This is a genomic window from Methylobacterium aquaticum (assembly GCF_016804325.1).
Lineage (GTDB): Bacteria > Pseudomonadota > Alphaproteobacteria > Rhizobiales > Beijerinckiaceae > Methylobacterium > Methylobacterium aquaticum_C.
Map to the genome: position 1 here is coordinate 3,644,894 of NZ_CP043627.1, position 17,243 is coordinate 3,662,136.

The following is a 17,243-nucleotide window of genomic DNA, read 5'->3' on the forward strand; positions in this document are numbered from 1 at the left end:
CCACCACTCACGACAGGCCTGATATGGATTACGCGAGCGCTCCCTTCTGGATAGCGGTCCTGCAGATCGTCTGGATCGACATCCTGCTCTCGGGCGACAACGCCGTCGTGATCGCGATGGCCTGCCGTTCCTTGCCCGAGCGCCAGCGGCGCATCGGCATCCTGCTCGGCGCCGGGACGGCCGTCGTTCTGCGCATCGCGTTCGCCCTCGTCGTGTCGACCCTGCTCGGGGTGCCGTTCCTGCGGATTCTCGGCGGGGTCCTGCTGCTGTGGATCGCCGTCAAGCTGGTGACGGGCGAGGATGAGGAAGCCCACGATCTCGACCCGAGCCAGACGCTCTGGCGGGCCGTGAGGACGATCGCCATCGCCGATGCGGTGATGAGCCTCGACAACGTGGTGGCGATCGCGGCGGCGTCGAAGGGCCACCCCGAGCTGTTCGTGATCGGCCTGCTGCTGTCGATCCCGCTCATCGTGACGGGGGCCTCGCTGATCACGGCGCTGATCCAGCGATTCCCGGCGGTGATCTGGGCCGGTGCCGGCCTGCTCGGCTGGATCGCCGGGGAGATGATCGTCACCGATCCTCTGATCGCGAGCCGGGTCGCGGCCTTCCCGACGCTTGCCCATTACGGCGCCGCGGCGGCCGGGGCGATCCTGGTCGTGCTGCTCGGCACCGTGCTGGCCCGCCGGCGGACGCACGGCGCGGCGGCGGCGGGAACGGCAGGCTGAGGACAGCCCCTGCGAAAGAGTGTCGGGCGGCCGGTTCGGGCCGCCCGGGCTGTTCGAGCGGACGGGCGATCGGGCAGCCCGCCCCCCGTGCTCACAGCACGTCCTGCACCCGGTCCCAGGTCGCGTCGAGGTGGCGGGCGATGACCTCGACGAGGCGGTCGGCGTCGCGGGCCTCGAGGGCGGCGATCATCTCCTCGTGCTCGGCCACCGCGCCGGCCCACCTGCCGGGCTCCTCGTTGCCGACGAACCGGATTCGGCGCAGGCGCGACTGGATGCCCTCGTGAGTCGCCGCCAGGAACGCGTTGCCGGACAAGGCCGCGATCGCCGCGTGGATCGCCTGGTTGCGCTTGTAGTATTCGAGCCGCTGGCGCGAGGCGTAGAAGCCCATCATCTCGTCGTGCAACCGGCGCAAGGCCCCGATCTCGGCCTCGGTAGCGCGTCGGCAGGCGAGGCGCGCGGCCGTCGTCTCCAGCGCTGCCAGCACGTCCATCATGTCGCGCACGTCCCGGGGCGTCAGGCGCCGGACCACCGCGCCGCGTCCCGGTACCAGCTCGATCAACCCTTCGCTCGCCAGGAATTTCAGCGCCTCGCGCAGGGGCGTGCGCGACACGCCGAGCGCCTGGCCGAGCTGGCCTTCGTGGATGCGCGTCTCCGGCGCGAGCTCACCCTCGACGATGAGGTCGCGGATCTGCCCGACGAGGTCGTCGTGGAGGGTGCGCCGGCTGACCGGCACGACCTTCGCCAGAGTCCCTCGATCCTCGCTGGTCACATCCATGCTCTGCCTCTCAACCCGTGCCCGTGTATCACGACTGCATTCACGATCGCTATCTGCGTGCATGCGGACACGCCCCTGCCCGAGGGCCGGGCGCACGCCCGTGATGCGATCGATGGAGGCGCTCTGCATCCATCATTCCTGCATACAGGATGCTTGCACACGTGGAAGCAAGGCGGTATTCGGGATCGATAGCAGGAGCCACCATGTCCCTCACGACCTCCACCGCGCCCGTCCTGGCCGTCGCGATCGGCGATCCGGCGGGCATCGGCCCCGAACTCGCCGCCAAGGCTGTGATGGATCCCGAGATCCGGGCTTCCGCCAGGCTCATCATCGTCGGTGACGCCCGCGTGCTGGAGCAGGGCGCCGCTCAGGCCGGCTTCGCCCTCGACGTCGATGTCCGGCAGCCGGGTCAGGACCTGACGCCCGGCAACCGCCCAGTGCTGCTCGACCTCGGTCATCTCGACCCCGACGCCATCACCCTCGGCAAGGCCCAGCGTGCGGGCGGCGCCTTCGCCCTGCGCAACCTCCGCGAGGCGATCCAACTGGCGGCCTCGGGCGAGGCCGATGCGGTCTGCTTCACGCCGTTCAACAAGGCGGCAATGCGGATGGAGCACCCGCCCTACGACGACGAGATCGGCTACACTGCCGAGGTGCTGGGCTTGACCGACGTGCCGGCCAAGGAGTTCAACATCCTCGACGGTCTCTGGAACGCCCGCATCACCTCGCACGTGCCGCTCTCGGCCGTGGCGTCGCTCATCACCTACGATGCCGTGCTGGAGGGCCTGCGACTCACCGACCGGTCGCTCAAGGACAGCGGTTTCCCCACGCCCCGCATCGCGGTGGCGGGCCTCAACCCGCATGCGGGCGACGGCGGCAATTTCGGCCATGAGGACGACGCGATCATCGCGCCCGCGGTCGAGGCCGCCAAGCGCGAGGGGATCGTTGCCGACGGCCCGTTCCCTCCCGACACGGTGTTCGTACGCGCCACCAAGGGCGCCTTCGATGCGGTGCTGACGATGTACCATGACCAGGGCCAGATCGCGATGAAGCTCATCGGCTTCGACCGCGGCGTGACCCTGCTCGGCGGCTTCCCGTTCCCGATTTGCACCCCCGCCCACGGCTCGGCCTACGACATCGCCGGCCAGGGCATCGCCGGGACTGGGGCGACCCGGGCCGCCCTGCTCCTCGCCGCCCGGATGGGCGCGCAGCGGCGCGCAATGAAAGCGGCGGCCTGAACCGCCCGAATATTGGACGGGGGCGCGCCGCCCCCTCCCCTCGAACCGACCAGCGCCGACAAGACCCGCCAACGGGCCGGCATCGACCTCATGGGAGGACACGTCATGACGACCCGCGCAGCACGCCTTGCCGTCGCCGCGGCCCTTCTGGCCGCAGCACCCTTCTCTACCCCGGCCCAAGCCGACTGGAAGCCGTCGAAGACGATCGAGTTCGTCGTCACCGGCGGTCCCGGTGGGGGCACCGACCAGTTCGCCCGCACGGTCCAGGCCGCGATCACCAAGAACAAGCTCGCCGACGTCTCCCTCGTCGTCGTCAACAAGGGCGGCGGCTCGGGAGCGGAGGGCTTCATCCAGGGCAAGATGGCGGCCGGCGAGCCGCACAAGCTGATCTTCGGCACGTCCAACGAGTGGATGCTGCCGATGGTGGCCAAGCTCGCCTTCGCCCCCGCCGACCTGAAGCCGGTCGCCGCGATGGCCTTCGACGAGTTCATCCTGTGGGGCAAGCCCGGAACCGCCAATGCCGCGGCCTTGCTCGCCTCCGCCAAGGCCACACCCGGCGACGTGAAGATGGGCGGCAGCCAGTCGAAGGACGTCGACCAGTTGCTCACCCGCCTCCTGGAAAAGGCGGCGTCCGTGAAGTTCATCTACGTGCCGTTCAAGAGCGGCAACGAGGCGGCGGTGCAGCTCTCCGGCGGGCACATCGACGCCAACACCAACAATCCGAGCGAGAGCGTCGGCCAGTGGAAGGCCGGGACGGTGCGGCCGCTCTGCGTCTTCAGCCCCAAGCGCATGGCGGCCGGCGCGAAGGTCACGGCCACCGAGGGCTGGGGCGACGTGCCGACCTGCCGCGAGGCCGGCGTGCCCCTCGACGAGTACCGGATGCCCAGGACCGTGTTCACGCCGGCCCGGGTCCCGGACGAGGTCACCGCCTACTACGTCGCCCTTCTCGAGAAGGTGCGGGCGACGCCCGAGTGGCGCGACTACATCGAGCGGACCGCCCAGACCGACCGGTTCCTCGACGCCAAGGCGCTCGCAGGCTTCATCACCGCCGACGAGGCGCGGATGCGGACGATCTTCAAGGACGAAGGCTGGCTGGTGAACTGAGCCGAGGAGCCCTGTTTCCCGCCGGAGATGTCCCATGAACCTCGGTGAACGTCCGCTCGTCTCGCGCACCACGGCCGAAGTCGCGACCGCCGCGATCCTGTTCTGCATCGGCGCCGCGATCGTCGTCGGCGCCCTGGAATTCCAGATCGGCTGGGACGAGAACGGCCCCCAGCCCGGCTACTTCCCGTTCCGGGTCGGGCTCGTGGTGATGCTCGGCGCCCTCGGCTCCGGCGCTACAGCGCTCCTGCACCGGGAGTGGCGCGGCACGGTCTGGCTCACGGACGTCCAGGTCCGGCGGGTCGCCTCGTTCTTCGGTCCGGTCGTCGCCTTCGTGGCCCTGGCGAGCGTGCTCGGCCTCTACGCCGCGATGGCCTTCTACCTCGTCTTCACCACCCGCTTCCAGGGCGATTACGGCTGGGCGAAATCGCTCACCATCGGGCTCGGCACCGCGGTGGCGTTCTTCGTCCTGTTCGAGTTCCTGTTCGGGCAGCCTCTGCTCAAGGGCCCGATCGAGGGGCTGCTCGGCTTCCACTGAGCCGGCACGCCCGCCCCCCCGGTTCCCGTCGGGAACCCCTCTGCGCCCTCTCCCGCCCAATCCGCCCGCGAAGGCAACCCGATGTCGAACATCGAATCCCTCATCCAGGGTTTCGGGGTGGCGTTCACCGCCTACCACCTCGCCCTGATGGTCTGCGGCGTCCTGCTCGGGATCCTGGTCGGGGTGCTCCCCGGCCTCGGCGCCCCGAACGGCGTCACCCTGCTCCTGCCCCTGACCTTCTCGATGCAGCCGGTCTCGGCCATCATCCTGCTCGCCTCGATGTACTGGGGAGCGCTGTTCGGCGGTTCGACCACCTCGATCCTGTTCAACATCCCGGGCGAGCCGTCCTCGGTGGCGACGACCTTCGACGGCTACCCGATGGCCAAGCAGGGCCGCGCCACCGAGGCCTTGAGCTACGCCTTCCTGTCGGCCGGGTTCGGGGCCCTCGTCGGCGTCCTCGTGATCACCGCCCTGTCGGGCTACGTCGCACAGTTCGCGCTGCGGTTCTCCTCGCCGGAATACTTCGCCGTCTACCTCCTTGCCTTCGCGAGCTTCGTCGGCCTTGGTGGCGCCTCGCCGTTCAAGACCCTGACGGCGATCGCGCTCGGCCTCGGCTTCGCCTCGATCGGCATGGACTCGGTCTCGGGCAGCCTGCGGCTGACCTTCGGGCTCAACGAACTTCTGCGCGGCGTCAGCTTCCTCGTCGCGGTGATCGGGCTGTTCGGCATCGGCGAATTGCTGCTGACCATGGAGGAGGGCCTGCGCTTCGACGGCGTGAAGGCGCGGGTCACGCTCTCCGGCACCCTGCGGGCGGCGGCCGACCTGCCGCGCTACTGGCTGGCGCTGCTGCGCTCGGCGGTGATCGGGATCTGGATGGGCATCACCCCGGGCGGGCCGACCGCGGCCTCGTTCATGTCCTACGGCCTCGCCAAGCGCTTCTCGCGCCGGCGCGCCGGCTTCGGCCGCGGCGAGCCCGAGGGCGTGATCTCGCCCGAGACCGCCGACCACGCCGCCGGCTCCTCGGCGATGCTGCCGATGCTGGCCCTCGGCATCCCGGGCTCGGCGACCTCGGCGGTGATGATGGGCGGCCTGATGATCTGGGGCCTCACCCCCGGTCCGACCCTGTTTACCGACCAGCACGACTTCGTCTGGGGCCTGATCGCCTCGATGTATCTCGGCAACGTCGTCGCGGTGGTGCTGGTGCTCGCCACCGTGCCGCTCTTCGCCGCGATCCTGCGCATCCCGTTCGCGATCATCGGCCCGGTCATCATCGCGGTCTGCGTCATCGGCGCCTACACGGTGGCGGGCGCGACCTTCGACCTGTGGCTGATGCTGGCCTTCGGGATCGGCGGCTACGTGTTCAAGAAGCTCGACTATCCCCTGGCGCCGCTCGTCCTCGCGATGGTGCTCGGCGACAAGACCGAGGACGCGTTCCGCCAGTCGATGATCCTGTCGCGCGGGTCGCTGTCGATCTTCTGGTCGAACCCGCTCGTCGGCACGCTGACGACCCTCGCCCTGCTGCTCGCCGCCTGGCCGCTGCTCACGCTCCTGGTCCAGCGCCTCGGCGGCGCCCGCCGCCTCGCCTGATCCCCTGGAACACGGAGACGACCGCCATGACCCCGTCCCTGCCGCGCATCGCCGTCCTGGGTACCGGCCTGATGGGCGCGCCGATGGCCCGCAACATCCTGCGCGCCGGATACCGCGTCACCGCCTGGAACCGCTCCCGCGCCAAGGCCGAGGCGGTCGTGGGCGCCGCCATCGCCGACAGCCCGGCCGAAGCGGTGCGCGAGGCCGATATCGTCGTCCTGATGCTGGAGAACGGAGGCATCGTCGAGGAGGTGCTGTTCGGCTCCGGCACCGCGGAGGCGATTCCGCCGGGCGCCGTCGTCGTCGACATGAGCTCGATCAAGCCGGCGGAGGCGCAAGACCACGCTGCCCGTTTGGCCGAGCGCGGCGTCGCCCACGTCGACGCGCCGGTCTCCGGCGGCACCGTCGGGGCCGAGGCCGGCACCCTCGCCATCATGGCGGGGGGCGAGGCGGAAGCCTTCGCGAAGGCCGAGGCCGTGCTCGCCGCGATGGGCCGTCCGGTCCATGTCGGGCCGCACGGCGCCGGCCAGCTCGCCAAGCTTGCCAACCAGATCATCGTCGGGGTGACGATCGGCGCGGTCGCCGAGGCCCTGATGCTCGCCGCCCGCGGCGGTGCCGATCCGGCCAAGGTACGCGAGGCCCTGCGCGGCGGCTTTGCCGAGAGCCGGATCCTCGACCTGCACGCCGAGCGGATGATCGCGCGGGACTTCACCACGCGGGGCCGCTCGGTCACCCACCTCAAGGACCTCGACAACGCCCTCGATGCCGGGCAGCGCCTCGCGCTTGCCGAGATCCCCTACACCGCGCTCACCGCCGGGCTGTTCCGCGGCTTGCTGGAGCATGCCGGCGACCTCGACCATTCCGGCCTGCTGGTCGAGCTGGAGCGGCGCAATCAGCCGGCCCAGGCCTGAGCCTCCTCCCCTCACCGACGACGCCTCCGACGCCTCCGAGACGATCATGACGCATGACGACGACACGCCCCGCGACGGCCGGAAGCCCCTGCGCAGCCAGGCCTGGTTCGGCCGGCAGGACAAGATGGGGTTCTACTACCGTTCGTTCCTGAAGAACTCGGGCCAGCCGCACGACCGGTTCGAGGGCCGGCCGGTGATCGGCATCTGCAACACCTGGTCCGAACTCAACCCGTGCAACCAGCACTTCCGGGCGCTTGCCGAGCACGTCCGCTGGGGCGTGCTCGATGCCGGCGGCTACCCCCTCGAATTCCCGGTCTCGTCGCTCGGCGAGGTGACCATGCGGCCGACCGCGATGCTGTTTCGCAACCTCGCGGCGATGGATGTCGAGGAGGCGATCCGGGCCCATCCCCTCGACGGCATCGTGCTGCTGATGGGCTGCGACAAGACCACGCCGGCGCTGCTGATGGGCGCGGCCTCGGCGGATCTCCCGACCATCGGCGTGTCCGGCGGGCCGCAGCTGCGCGGCGTCTATCGCGGCCAGCTCATCGGCTCGGGCACCAACATCATCTCGATGTCCGAGCAGCTGCGCGCCGGCGAGGTCACGCTCCGGGACTTCCACGAGGCCGAGGCCGGCATGAACCGCTCGGCCGGCTCCTGCATGACCATGGGGACCGCCTCCACCATGGCCTCGATGGTCGAAGCGCTCGGCGTCAGCCTGCCCGAGAACGCCGCGATCCCGGCCGCCGATGCCCGCCGGAGCCTGCTGGCGCGGCTGTCCGGCCGCCGCATCGTCGAGATGGTCGACGAGGACCTGGCCCTGTCGAAGATCCTGACCCCTCAGGCCTTCGAGAACGCGATCCGCACCCTTGCCGCCATCGGCGGCTCGACCAACGCGGTGGTGCATCTTCTCGCCATCGCCGGGCGGATCGGGATCGACCTCACCCTCGACGATTTCGACCGTCTCGGGCGCGACGTGCACTGCCTCGTCGACCTGATGCCGTCGGGCCGCTTCCTGATGGAGGATTTCTACTACGCCGGCGGCCTGCCGGTGGTGCTGCGGGAGCTCGCCGAGCGCGGCCTCCTGCACAACGACGCGCCGACCGTGAACGGCCGGCCGATTGGGGAGAATGTCCAGTCGGCGGCCTGCTACAACCGCGAGGTCATCACGCCGTTCGAGGCCCCGTTCAAAGCCGAGGCCGGCATCGCCATCCTCACCGGCAACCTCGCGCCGAACGGCGCCGTCATCAAGCCGTCCGCCGCCTCGCCGGAGCTGATGAATCATACCGGCCGGGCCGTGGTGTTCGAATCGGTCGAGGCGATGCACCACGCGGTCAACGACGAGGACCTCGACATCGACGCCTCCTGCGTGATGGTGCTCAAGCATTGTGGCCCGAAGGGCTATCCGGGCATGGCCGAGGTCGGCAACATGCCGATTCCCCAGAAGCTGCTGCGCCAGGGCGTGCGCGACATGGTGCGGATCTCCGACGCGCGGATGTCCGGCACCGCCTACGGCACCGTGGTGCTGCACGTCGCGCCGGAGGCGACTGCCGGGGGGCCGCTCGCCTTCGTGCAGAACGGCGACCTCGTCACCCTCGACGTCGCCGCCCGCTCGCTGCACCTGCACGTCGACGAGGCCGAGCTGGCGCGCCGGCGCGAGGCCTGGGTGCCCCCGGTGCCGCATGCCGAGCGCGGCTACGCCAAGCTCTACATCGACCACGTGCTCCAGGCCGATCGCGGCGCCGACCTCGACTTCCTGGTCGGCCGCACCGGCTCCCCGGTGCCGCGCGACAACCACTGATTAGACTAGCGTTGGCAGGCCAACGCTAGTCTAATCAAGATTTTTTCGTGTCGCAGGTTCTTATCGCGAAACCGGTGGCCACTTTTGCGAAACCTGCTTGGGAGACCGACCATGACGACAGCAGCCCGCCCCTATCGCGGCGTCTTCCCCGTCTCCCCGACGATCTTTCACAACGACGGCACCCTCGACCTCGAAGGCCAGCGCCGCGCCATCGACTTCATGATCGAGGCCGGCTCGAACGGCCTGTGCATCCTCGCCAACTTTTCCGAGCAGTTCGTCCTCACCGACGCCGAGCGCGACGAGGTGATGACGGCCGTGCTGAAGCACGTGGCGGGCCGCGTGCCGGTGATCGTGACGACGACGCATTTCGCCACCCACATCTGCGCCGAGCGCTCGCGCCGGGCGCAAGACCTGGGTGCCGCCATGGTGATGATCATGCCGCCTTATCACGGGGCGACGATCCGCGTGACCGAGGCCGGCATCGAGCGTTTCTTCCAAAGCGTCTCCGACGCGATCTCGATCCCGATCATGATCCAGGACGCGCCGGTCTCCGGCACCGCGCTCTCGCCGGCCTTCCTGGCGCGGCTCGCCCGCGAGGTCGAAAACGTCTCCTACTTCAAGATCGAGACCGTGCAGGCGGCGGCGAAGCTCCGCACGCTGCTCGAACTTGGCGGCGATGCGATCGAGGGTCCGTGGGACGGCGAGGAGGCGATCACGCTGCTCGCCGACCTCGATGCCGGCGCTACCGGCGCGATGACCGGCGGCGGATATCCGGACGGCATCCGCCAGATCCTCGACCCGTACTTCGCGGGCGACCGTCGGGCCGCGATGGCGGCCTATGAGCGCTGGCTGCCGCTGATCAACTACGAGAACCGCCAGACTGGGCTGGCCGCGGCCAAGATCCTGATGAAGGAGGGCGGCATCATCCGCTCCGACGCTCTTCGCGCTCCCCTCGGGCCGGTCCACCCGGCGACCCGGGCGGGGCTGATCGAACTTGCTCGCGAGCGCGACGCTCTCGTGCTGCGCTGGAGCCGCTGAGGGGCATGCCTTTCAAGGTCATGCGTTTCAAGGTACGATTATCGTAGATATATATTTGCGATGATTGAAGCATCGCAAGGATCCGACCCGCTCTGGTCTGCGGTCATTGAGCGGTTCGAGAAGCATGCACCGACAAGCCTGATGGCCCGCACGGCCCTGGAACACGCGCTGCCGGCCGGCTGGGTCGACGAGGTGTTCGAGCAGCATCGACAATGGCAATACACGCGGGAGTTGCTGTTCTCCACCGTCGTCAGGCTGATGATGCTGGTCGCTCTCGGCCTGCGCTCCTCCCTGCATGCGGCGGCCCGCGAAGCCGAAGACCCGACCGTCTCGCTTCCCGCCCTCTACGACAAGGTCAACCGCACCGAACCCGCGCTGCTGCGCGCCCTCGTGCGCGGCAGCGCGGCCCGGCTGGCCCCGGTGATGACGGCCGCGGGCACTGTCCATCCGAGCCTGCCGGGCTACGCTCTGCGCGTGCTGAACGGCAACCATCTGCCCGGCAGCGACAAGCGCCTGAAGCCTCTGCGGGCGCTTCGCGGTGCCGCCCTGCCGGGGCTGCCCCTGGTCGTCTACGATCCCGATACCGGCCTGGCCGTCGACCTGGCGGCGGCCGAAGATGCCTATGCCGACGAACGGACGCTGGCCCGGGTGTAGCCGCCGGTGTGAAACTGACCCAGTCGCCGATTGAAACCTGACCCGGGCCGTAGGCTGGGCTCCTTCTGCGGGAGGAGGCCCGGATGGTGGGTGAGGAGGCAGCGTTGGAGATCCGGGTGTTGCATCGGCACAGGAAGGGCATCCGCGAGATTGCCCGCGCGATGGGTCTGTCGCGCAATACGGTGAGGCGCTACCTGCGCGACGAGGCGGCGGCACGCTACAAGGAGCGACCGCTCCGACCGGGCAAGCTCGATCCGTTCAAGGGCTACGTGGTGGAGCGCCTGGCTGCGGCGGCGCCGGAGCGGATCCCGGCCAGCGTGCTGCTCGGCGAGTTGCGCGACCGGGGCCAGCGGCGTTCGAACGGGCCGCGCATCGGATGATCGGCCGACAGAGGGCCGCCGACGGCGTCGTGCAGCTGTTGGACCGCACTCGTCAGCGCGACGATCTCGGTCCAATCGACCACATGCTTGGTCGCCATGACGGCACCTTCCCCATCTCTCCGATCCTTTGTGTCGGGGCCGAAGCTGCGAAAGCCGCGAGACCTGACCGGAAAACAGAAAGCCCGGCGGCGTGGCCGGGATCTCACGTGGTCCTGCGACGACAACCCCCTTGCTACGACCACGCGAACCGCCAGAACCGGATTCGGTCCGGCTTTCTCGGCAGGGCAGCGCACCTGTCCTGAGACGAATGCCTGCGCGACCTTCAGCAATCGGATCCAGATCTGAGGCCATGCACGCCCGTCGGGCTGCGCGATTGTGGCCAGCCCGCCCTGGTAGGTTTATTATCTTATATCGCGCGTTAAAGCCTATAAAGCGATATCTGTGAGACGTAGGAACGAATCCGCTTGCTGGTTTCTGCCGTATCTGCTATGCCTTACAAATGAGACATTATCTTATGATACGATAGGAATGCGAGACATGAAGACCGAGAAGGGCCTTCGCACGACAAAGGGGTCCCCGGTCTACCCCCAGGTCGCCCGCGTCATCGAAAAACTCGGTAAGGACGTCTCCCTGGCCCGGCGCCTGCGCCGCATTCCCGCTGCGGATTTCGCCGATCAGATGGGCGTCTCGCGAGCCACGCTGCACCGTTTGGAGAACGGCGACCCGGGCATCTCGCTGAACACGCTGGCGATGGCGATGTTCGCGCTGGGGCGGCTCGATGCCGTCGCCGACCTCGCCGATCCGACCAAGGACGATGTCGGCCTGATGCTCACCCGCCAGGAGGCCCCGCGTCGGGTGCAGAGGCCCCGCCTGTCGCGCAAGCCCCTGCAGCCGACGTCCGACGCACAGGAAGCCTCCGAGCCCGAGGCGGATGCGAACGGCTTCGTGGGGTGGTGATGGCGAAGGGCACGGTACATGTGAGGATCGGCGCCAGGGGCATCCCTGTCGGCACGCTGACCGTCGAGGCGCTCGGGACCCGCGAGACGTCCGTGTTCACCTACGACCCGACCTGGGTCGCGCGCGCCAACGCCTTCGCCATCGCGCCGCTCATGCCCCTGGGGGCCGCCCCGTTCTTCACGAGCCAGGCGGTGAACGGCTCATCCCTGCCGTCACCCATCGCCGACGGGACCCCGGACTCCTGGGGGCGCGCCATCATCAAGGTGGCCCTGGGCGGCCGCGTCGCCACCGATCTCGACTACCTCGTCGAGTCCGACGATTTTCTGCGATCCGGCGCGCTACGCTACTTCGACGGCCCCGGCCCGGACGCGCGGGCCCTGGCGCCTCCGAGAAACGGCGATGCCGAGGCCTCGGTCCCCAGGCTCCTCGACCTGGAACAGGTGATCGCCGAGGCGCGCGCGTTCGAGGCCGACCCGGTCCACTACCGGGAGAGCCGCGCCAAGCTGTTGGGCGGACAGCTTCTCAAGGGGGCTGTCGGGTCCCTCGGCGGCGCGCGCCCCAAGGTCAACGCCAGGGATGGGGACGGCGCCCTCTGGATCGTCAAGCTCGCGAAGATGGACGACCAGTACGCCGTCGGCCGCGCCGAGGTCATGGCGCTGCACCTGGCCGCCCGCGTCGGGATCACGCCATGCCATGCGGAGGTCCTCACCAACGCCCAGCGCTTCCCGGCTGCCATGGTGAAGCGCTTCGACCGCGATGCGCAGGGGGGTCGCATCCCTTTCATCTCTGCGCAGACCTTCATGGGGTTGCCCGGGACCGAGCCCGGCAACTACGTCGACGTCGCCTTCCAGATGCATGCCTGGTCCGCCGACCCGAAGGCGGACAAGCGTGAGCTCTTCCGCCGGCTGCTTTTCAACGTGCTCGTCCAGAACACGGACGACCACCTGCGCAACCTTGGCTTCCTGTCCCGGGGCAACGACAAGTGGGGCCTCTCGCCCGCCTTCGACGTGAACCCGGTCCCCGATCAGGGCATGACGCTGAAGACGGCCATCTCGCCCGACCATGGCAACGCGCTGGACGTCGATGCCGTGGTCGAGGTGGCGGAATACTTCGACTACGAAACGGACGAGGCGGCCGCGCTTGCCACGACCATGGCGACAACCATCCGCGACGAGTGGAGGCTACTCGGCCAGCGCCTCGGCATGACGGCAAGCGATGTGAGGGCCATCGCCCCTGCAATGGAGAATCCGCAGGTCGACCGGGCAATCGCCATGGCCACCGCGACGGTGCCGGGGAGCACTCTGCCATGACACCAACCCGGCCTGCAGGCCCTTGTGGCCGAGCTGTGAATAGAGACCGAATTGGGGCCCCAGGCTCGATCAGGAGCAAGCCCAGAAGACTAAATTGGCAATGTCACTCCCTATAGGGGTCCCGATCGGCGCCGATCGGAACCCCATCTGGAGAGTACTTTTTTGATGTAAATGAATGACTTTGGTTAATCAATTGGTGGGGATTTGCTTCGGTGCTGTTACACCGCCCTGGAGCAGCGGTCAGGCCGAAGGCCAGATCAATCGGCTCAAGCTCATCAAGCGCCAATGCTACGGACGGGCAGGCCTCGATCTCCGGAAGCGCCGCGTGGTTCTTGCCGCCTGAGCCACGCAAAGGGAGCAGGAACCACCAATCCGGGGCAACTCCAGAACGGCGGGGCGAACCGTCGGCACCTCGCTCAGCCGCGCGGTGAACCGCGGCGAGCACCAGCGGTAGAGCTCCGTCTTGAACTACTTGCAGTGTGCGCAAAAAGCGCAGGAGCCGTCAGGGCCCGATCCTGTTGTCCGACGCAACTCTCCAACCTTCACGGGCAGGCAGGACAATGGTCGAGCCGCGAGTTCGTATGCTGGTCGTCTTCTACTCGCGCACTGGGTCCGTCGAGGCCCTGGCGGTAGCCGCTGGAGAAGCAGCGCGCGAGGCCGGTGCCGAGGTGCGCCTACGGCGCGCGCGCGAGGTCGCCTCAGCCGAGGACATGTCCAAGGTCGAGGGGTGGCGTGAGGAGGCTGACCGCCAGAACGCCCTCTACCCGGAGCCGACGCACGAGGATGCAGAATGGGCCGACGCGATCCTGTTCGGTACACCGTCCTACTTCGGGGCGCCGGCTACCGAGCTGAAGAACTTTCTCGACCGCCTCGGCCCACAATGGAAGCGTGGCACTCTGTCGGGAAAGGTCGGCGGCGCGTTCGCCGCTGCATCCTGGCCGCATGGTGGCTCGGAGGTAGTGACGCTGGCCCTCTACGCTCCGATGGCGCATCTCGGCATGGTGATCCTACCGACGGGCTACACCGACGAGGCCATGCTGGAGGCAGGCTCACCCTATGGGGCCTCGACGATCGTTGGCGGCCGGAAGGGGATGCCGCGGCAAGAAGACCTCGACGCTGCACGCCACCAGGGGCGGCACACCGTTGCGATCACTAGAGCTCTTGTCATCGCCGATGAGATGCCGAGCCGCACGAAGGCCAAGTCGCCATAGGCGCTGCTTCGAAAACTCCGCTGGGGTCAGGAAGTCGCACGAACTCCGGGCGAACCAGCTCGCCCCCGCGCGGTTGATGCGCGACTGAATCACCATACAAACGAGACGAGGCCATGGCTTCAGACATCAACAGCATCTACGTGACCGCCCTTCGTAATATCCGCGCTCTCGAGAAGCAGGGCCTTGAGCAGATGGAACGGCAGGTTTCGGGCCTGGAAAATTATCCCGAATATGCAGCTGTCCTGAAAGCTCATATACCAACAACCAAGGGTCAGCTTGATCGTCTCGACGCTGCTTTGAAAGCCATCGGCGAAAGCGGCTCCTCTCTCAAGGAGACGGTCGCTGGCATCGTCGGCACGGTCGGCGCCGCAGTTCATGCAGCGACAGGCGACGAAACTCTGAAGAACCTCTACGCCGGCTACGCCTACCAGTACGACCAGATCGCCGCCTACCGCTCTCTCATCGTGATCGCCGAGGCCGCTGGCCAGGGCGCACAGGCCTCCGGCTTCCGGACCTCGATCGAAGAGGAAAAGAAGGCGGCTGAAGCGATCGATCGCCTCATCGAACCGGTCACGAAGACCTACCTCACCCGCGAGACCAGCGGTCAGAAGGCCGACAGTTAAGGCACCGGCCTGACGGCCGCGCCACCAATCGCGCTCACCGCCGGGATCTCAGGGAGCCTGGTGGTGTAGCGCGGCGAGCGCAACTCGAACTTTGTCGACCAGGTGCGCTTCCCGACCAGCCCCGCCCGCGCCGGCACCACGGCTCCCCGCCCGAACCGGCTATTGCAGGCGTCGATCGTCGCCATCAGCGCCCCGGACTTCTCCCGGTCGAGGGCCCCGAACAGCGGGCGAGGGGCCCCGTCGAGCGGCACGAGATCCTTCGTAAAGAGCCCGGCCTTGCTGTAGCGCCAGGGTGCCGGGCCCTGCTCCTTCCAGGTCTTCGCCACACCATGGAGCGCAGCCTGGATCAGGTGGCGGCTGTCGTTCGTCGCCTCGGGCAGATGCACCACCGTCGAGACGGCGCGCATCGGGTCGCCCCGGTCGTGCTCGCTCGTATGGTAGAAGACCGTGACGGCCGAGACGGCGAGCCCGTTGCGCCGCAGCTTCTCGCCGAGCCGCGTGGCGTGCGCCGCCACCGCCTGCTCGAGCACCGTCGGTTCGGTGATCCGGGATGAGAACGAGCGGGTGACCGCGCAGCCCTTGCGCCGGGCCGGCACGATCGCGAGCGGCAGGCAGGCGCGGCCGCGCAGCTCGTGGATGATGCGCTCGCCCACCGTGCAAGATGCTCAACGATAAAGGCCCGCGGCGCTCCTGTGCAGAGCGCCACGGGCCGGGTTCGTCGCGGTCTCAGGCCTGCCGGGGACCGGCAGGGCTCACGCCCGCCGCAAGACGCGCGCGAGGAGCGAACGCTTCGATTTCGCCGCAGCTTGCATCGTCACCTTGATCTCCTCAGCGGTGAGCTGCGCCCGGACTTGCTCGACGACCGGGCCATGCAGCAGGGCCGGCGCACAGGCCAGTTCCAGGTTCATGGCCACGGCAGCGAAGTCCGGATGCAGGGTGACCGGGCCGTCGTGGTTCGCGAAGGTGCCGCGGTAGCCGCAATCGAGGTAGCTCTCCGCCGGCATCCCGTCGGCGACCAGGACGTCGTGCACTGGCAGCTCGACGTGGTGATAGACGACCTCCGCCCAATCGAGCTGCGCCACCGAGGTGCCGTTGATCAGGCTGCCGGCCGGGATCAGCACGTCCTCGACGAACAGCGCGTGGCCGGGCGAGACGACGAGGTCGCGGTGCGGCAGGCCGGGGCCGAAGGCGTGCGCGGCGACCCGGACCGGCTGGGCCCGCTCGGGCTGCGAATGACGGCGCAGGTCGAGGTGGCGGTGACCGACCCACGCGACGGCGACCGTCTCGCCCGAAGCGGTGACGCCGGCATCGCCGGGCCGCAGGGCCTCGACCGGGCGCTCACCCTCCGGCGTCAGGATCATCGTTCCGGACGCGAAGCAGATGACCGGGCTGGTCGAGCCGGTTCCTCCCTCGGAACCGGTCGCACCCTGGGCACCCGTTGCACCTGCGGCTCCAGTCGCACCCGGAGCGCCGGTTGCACCTGTCGCGCCCGCAGTGCCGGTGGCTCCAATCTGACCAGTCGCACCAGCTGAGCCTGCGGCACCCATCGCTCCAGTCGGGCCCGTAGTGCCGGTGGCACCCTGCATACCTGTCGCGCCTTGAGCGCCAGTGGCACCTTGCTGACCCGTCGCTCCAGCCGGATCCTGATCTTCCCGGCGCTGTTCACTGCGGGCATGACGCTCCTCGACACGACCGACAGCGTGCTGATGACCGGCGCCTACGGCTGGGCGCTCGCGAACCCGATCCGCAAGCTCTGGTACAACCTGACCATCACGGCGGCCTCGGCGACGGTCGCGCTGTTCATCGGCGGCCTGGAGGCCCTCGGCCTGATCGGCGACAAGCTCGGGCTCACGGGCGGACTGTGGCAAGCGGTGAGCACGCTCAACGACAATCTGGGCGAGGCCGGCTTCGCCGTGGTCGGCATCTTCGTCGTGGCGTGGATCGCCTCGGTCATCATCTACCGCGCCAAAGGGTACGACCGGCTCGAACCCGCTCGGTGAGTGCGCTGTTGCGGGATGGTGCTCCTCCCTCGGCTGCTGAGTCGCGCTCTCAGCGTGGAACAGCCGTGTACTGGCCTCAGGAATATTTCGAAGCGTTGCAGCAAGGCAATTGACCGGGCGCCTCCGCGTCGCTTAGCTGGCCGGGACGGTTCCCCTCGGGGATCAAAAGGGAACGCGGTGAGGGTGATGAGCCCGATGCCGCGGCTGCCCCCGCAACTGTAAGCGGCGAGCCTTCCGCCACCATGTCACTGGGCAGCCTCGCCCGGGAAGACGGTGAGAGGGCAGCGACCCGCGAGCCAGGAGACCTGCCGTCAGTCGTGGTCACACGCGAAACGCGCTGGGCGGGGTGTCCTGGCGGGTGTCGAGGGTCCGCCAATCCTGCGTGGAGGCGGTGACCCGA

The 17,243-nt window shown here is 68.6% G+C and carries 14 protein-coding genes, 4 pseudogenes and 1 riboswitch; of the genes and pseudogenes, 15 read left to right on the forward strand and 3 right to left on the reverse strand.

Features of this window, described 5'->3' with window-relative positions:
- Positions 1-23 precede the first annotated feature (23 nt).
- Positions 24-725: a TerC family protein gene (locus F1D61_RS16505; protein ID WP_203152792.1), complete on the forward strand. Its 702-nt coding sequence runs from the start codon at positions 24-26 to the stop codon at positions 723-725.
- A 91-nt stretch (positions 726-816) separates the two neighbouring features.
- On the opposite strand, the gene F1D61_RS16510 is transcribed toward F1D61_RS16505, so the two are convergent.
- The gene (locus F1D61_RS16510; RefSeq protein ID WP_203152793.1) at positions 817-1,500 is read right to left on the reverse strand and encodes a GntR family transcriptional regulator; all 684 of its coding nucleotides are present in this window, start codon (positions 1,498-1,500) and stop codon (positions 817-819) included.
- A 203-nt stretch (positions 1,501-1,703) separates the two neighbouring features.
- Between F1D61_RS16510 and F1D61_RS16515 the strand changes: the two genes are divergently transcribed.
- From F1D61_RS16515 to F1D61_RS16580, 13 genes and pseudogenes are all read left to right on the forward strand, one after another.
- Positions 1,704-2,735 carry a 4-hydroxythreonine-4-phosphate dehydrogenase PdxA gene (locus F1D61_RS16515; protein ID WP_203152794.1) on the forward strand — a complete coding sequence of 344 codons (1,032 nt, stop codon included), beginning with the start codon at positions 1,704-1,706 and terminating at the stop codon, positions 2,733-2,735.
- Positions 2,736-2,840: 105 nt separating this feature from the next.
- Positions 2,841-3,839: a tripartite tricarboxylate transporter substrate binding protein gene (locus tag F1D61_RS16520; protein WP_203152795.1), complete on the forward strand. Its 999-nt coding sequence runs from the start codon at positions 2,841-2,843 to the stop codon at positions 3,837-3,839.
- Between the two features lie 34 nt (positions 3,840-3,873).
- Positions 3,874-4,374, forward strand: a complete 501-nt coding sequence (locus F1D61_RS16525) for a tripartite tricarboxylate transporter TctB family protein (RefSeq protein WP_203152796.1) — start codon at positions 3,874-3,876, stop codon at positions 4,372-4,374.
- Between the two features lie 81 nt (positions 4,375-4,455).
- Positions 4,456-5,961: a tripartite tricarboxylate transporter permease gene (locus F1D61_RS16530; protein ID WP_203152797.1), complete on the forward strand. Its 1,506-nt coding sequence runs from the start codon at positions 4,456-4,458 to the stop codon at positions 5,959-5,961.
- Positions 5,962-5,987: 26 nt separating this feature from the next.
- On the forward strand, positions 5,988-6,872 hold the full coding sequence (locus F1D61_RS16535) for an NAD(P)-dependent oxidoreductase (RefSeq protein ID WP_203152798.1): 885 nt from the start codon (positions 5,988-5,990) through the stop codon (positions 6,870-6,872).
- Between the two features lie 46 nt (positions 6,873-6,918).
- Positions 6,919-8,670, forward strand: coding sequence for an IlvD/Edd family dehydratase (locus F1D61_RS16540; RefSeq protein WP_203152799.1), 1,752 nt, complete (start codon positions 6,919-6,921; stop codon positions 8,668-8,670).
- Positions 8,671-8,781: 111 nt separating this feature from the next.
- Positions 8,782-9,708 carry a dihydrodipicolinate synthase family protein gene (locus tag F1D61_RS16545; RefSeq protein WP_203152800.1) on the forward strand — a complete coding sequence of 309 codons (927 nt, stop codon included), beginning with the start codon at positions 8,782-8,784 and terminating at the stop codon, positions 9,706-9,708.
- Between the two features lie 141 nt (positions 9,709-9,849).
- A pseudogene (locus F1D61_RS16550) lies at positions 9,850-10,344 on the forward strand (hypothetical protein); the annotation flags it as partial.
- A gap of 101 nt (positions 10,345-10,445) precedes the next feature.
- Positions 10,446-10,709, forward strand: a pseudogene (locus F1D61_RS16555) (helix-turn-helix domain-containing protein); the annotation flags it as partial.
- Between the two features lie 570 nt (positions 10,710-11,279).
- On the forward strand, positions 11,280-11,699 hold the full coding sequence (locus F1D61_RS16560) for a helix-turn-helix domain-containing protein (protein WP_246775375.1): 420 nt from the start codon (positions 11,280-11,282) through the stop codon (positions 11,697-11,699).
- A complete protein-coding gene (locus F1D61_RS16565; RefSeq protein WP_203152803.1) occupies positions 11,699-13,009 on the forward strand; it encodes a type II toxin-antitoxin system HipA family toxin in 1,311 nt (436 codons plus the stop codon). Before F1D61_RS16560 ends, F1D61_RS16565 begins: the two co-directional genes overlap by 1 nt.
- A 581-nt stretch (positions 13,010-13,590) precedes the next feature.
- Entirely contained in the window at positions 13,591-14,220 is a 630-nt protein-coding gene (gene wrbA / locus F1D61_RS16575; protein WP_246775376.1) for an NAD(P)H:quinone oxidoreductase, read from the forward strand.
- 113 nt (positions 14,221-14,333) lie between these two features.
- The gene (locus tag F1D61_RS16580; RefSeq protein WP_203152805.1) at positions 14,334-14,843 is read left to right on the forward strand and encodes a DUF892 family protein; all 510 of its coding nucleotides are present in this window, start codon (positions 14,334-14,336) and stop codon (positions 14,841-14,843) included.
- On the opposite strand, the pseudogene F1D61_RS16585 reads toward F1D61_RS16580, so the two are convergent.
- Together F1D61_RS16585 and F1D61_RS16590 are read right to left on the reverse strand one after the other, a co-directional pair.
- Positions 14,840-15,508, reverse strand: a pseudogene (locus F1D61_RS16585) (DUF4113 domain-containing protein); the annotation flags it as partial. The gene F1D61_RS16580 and the pseudogene F1D61_RS16585 overlap by 4 nt on opposite strands.
- Before the next feature lie 87 nt (positions 15,509-15,595).
- Positions 15,596-16,429, reverse strand: coding sequence for a Hint domain-containing protein (locus tag F1D61_RS16590; RefSeq protein ID WP_432443140.1), 834 nt, complete (start codon positions 16,427-16,429; stop codon positions 15,596-15,598).
- Between the two features lie 12 nt (positions 16,430-16,441).
- Between F1D61_RS16590 and F1D61_RS16600 the strand changes: the two are divergent.
- Positions 16,442-16,843 (forward strand): annotated as a pseudogene (locus F1D61_RS16600) (HoxN/HupN/NixA family nickel/cobalt transporter); the annotation flags it as partial.
- A gap of 131 nt (positions 16,844-16,974) precedes the next feature.
- Positions 16,975-17,170, forward strand: a riboswitch (cobalamin riboswitch).
- The last annotated feature ends 73 nt before the right edge of the window (positions 17,171-17,243 follow it).

Coding starts and splice junctions, on each gene's coding strand:
- F1D61_RS16590 (WP_432443140.1), bottom strand. CDS start 16,429: ATGCAGGGTGCCACCGGCACTACGGGCCCGACTGGAGCGATGGGTGCC.
- F1D61_RS16525 (WP_203152796.1), top strand. CDS start 3,874: ATGAACCTCGGTGAACGTCCGCTCGTCTCGCGCACCACGGCCGAAGTC.
- F1D61_RS16530 (WP_203152797.1), top strand. CDS start 4,456: ATGTCGAACATCGAATCCCTCATCCAGGGTTTCGGGGTGGCGTTCACC.
- F1D61_RS16565 (WP_203152803.1), top strand. CDS start 11,699: ATGGCGAAGGGCACGGTACATGTGAGGATCGGCGCCAGGGGCATCCCT.
- F1D61_RS16560 (WP_246775375.1), top strand. CDS start 11,280: ATGAAGACCGAGAAGGGCCTTCGCACGACAAAGGGGTCCCCGGTCTAC.
- F1D61_RS16580 (WP_203152805.1), top strand. CDS start 14,334: ATGGCTTCAGACATCAACAGCATCTACGTGACCGCCCTTCGTAATATC.
- F1D61_RS16505 (WP_203152792.1), top strand. CDS start 24: ATGGATTACGCGAGCGCTCCCTTCTGGATAGCGGTCCTGCAGATCGTC.
- F1D61_RS16515 (WP_203152794.1), top strand. CDS start 1,704: ATGTCCCTCACGACCTCCACCGCGCCCGTCCTGGCCGTCGCGATCGGC.
- F1D61_RS16540 (WP_203152799.1), top strand. CDS start 6,919: ATGACGCATGACGACGACACGCCCCGCGACGGCCGGAAGCCCCTGCGC.
- wrbA (WP_246775376.1), top strand. CDS start 13,591: ATGCTGGTCGTCTTCTACTCGCGCACTGGGTCCGTCGAGGCCCTGGCG.
- F1D61_RS16545 (WP_203152800.1), top strand. CDS start 8,782: ATGACGACAGCAGCCCGCCCCTATCGCGGCGTCTTCCCCGTCTCCCCG.
- F1D61_RS16520 (WP_203152795.1), top strand. CDS start 2,841: ATGACGACCCGCGCAGCACGCCTTGCCGTCGCCGCGGCCCTTCTGGCC.
- F1D61_RS16535 (WP_203152798.1), top strand. CDS start 5,988: ATGACCCCGTCCCTGCCGCGCATCGCCGTCCTGGGTACCGGCCTGATG.
- F1D61_RS16510 (WP_203152793.1), bottom strand. CDS start 1,500: ATGGATGTGACCAGCGAGGATCGAGGGACTCTGGCGAAGGTCGTGCCG.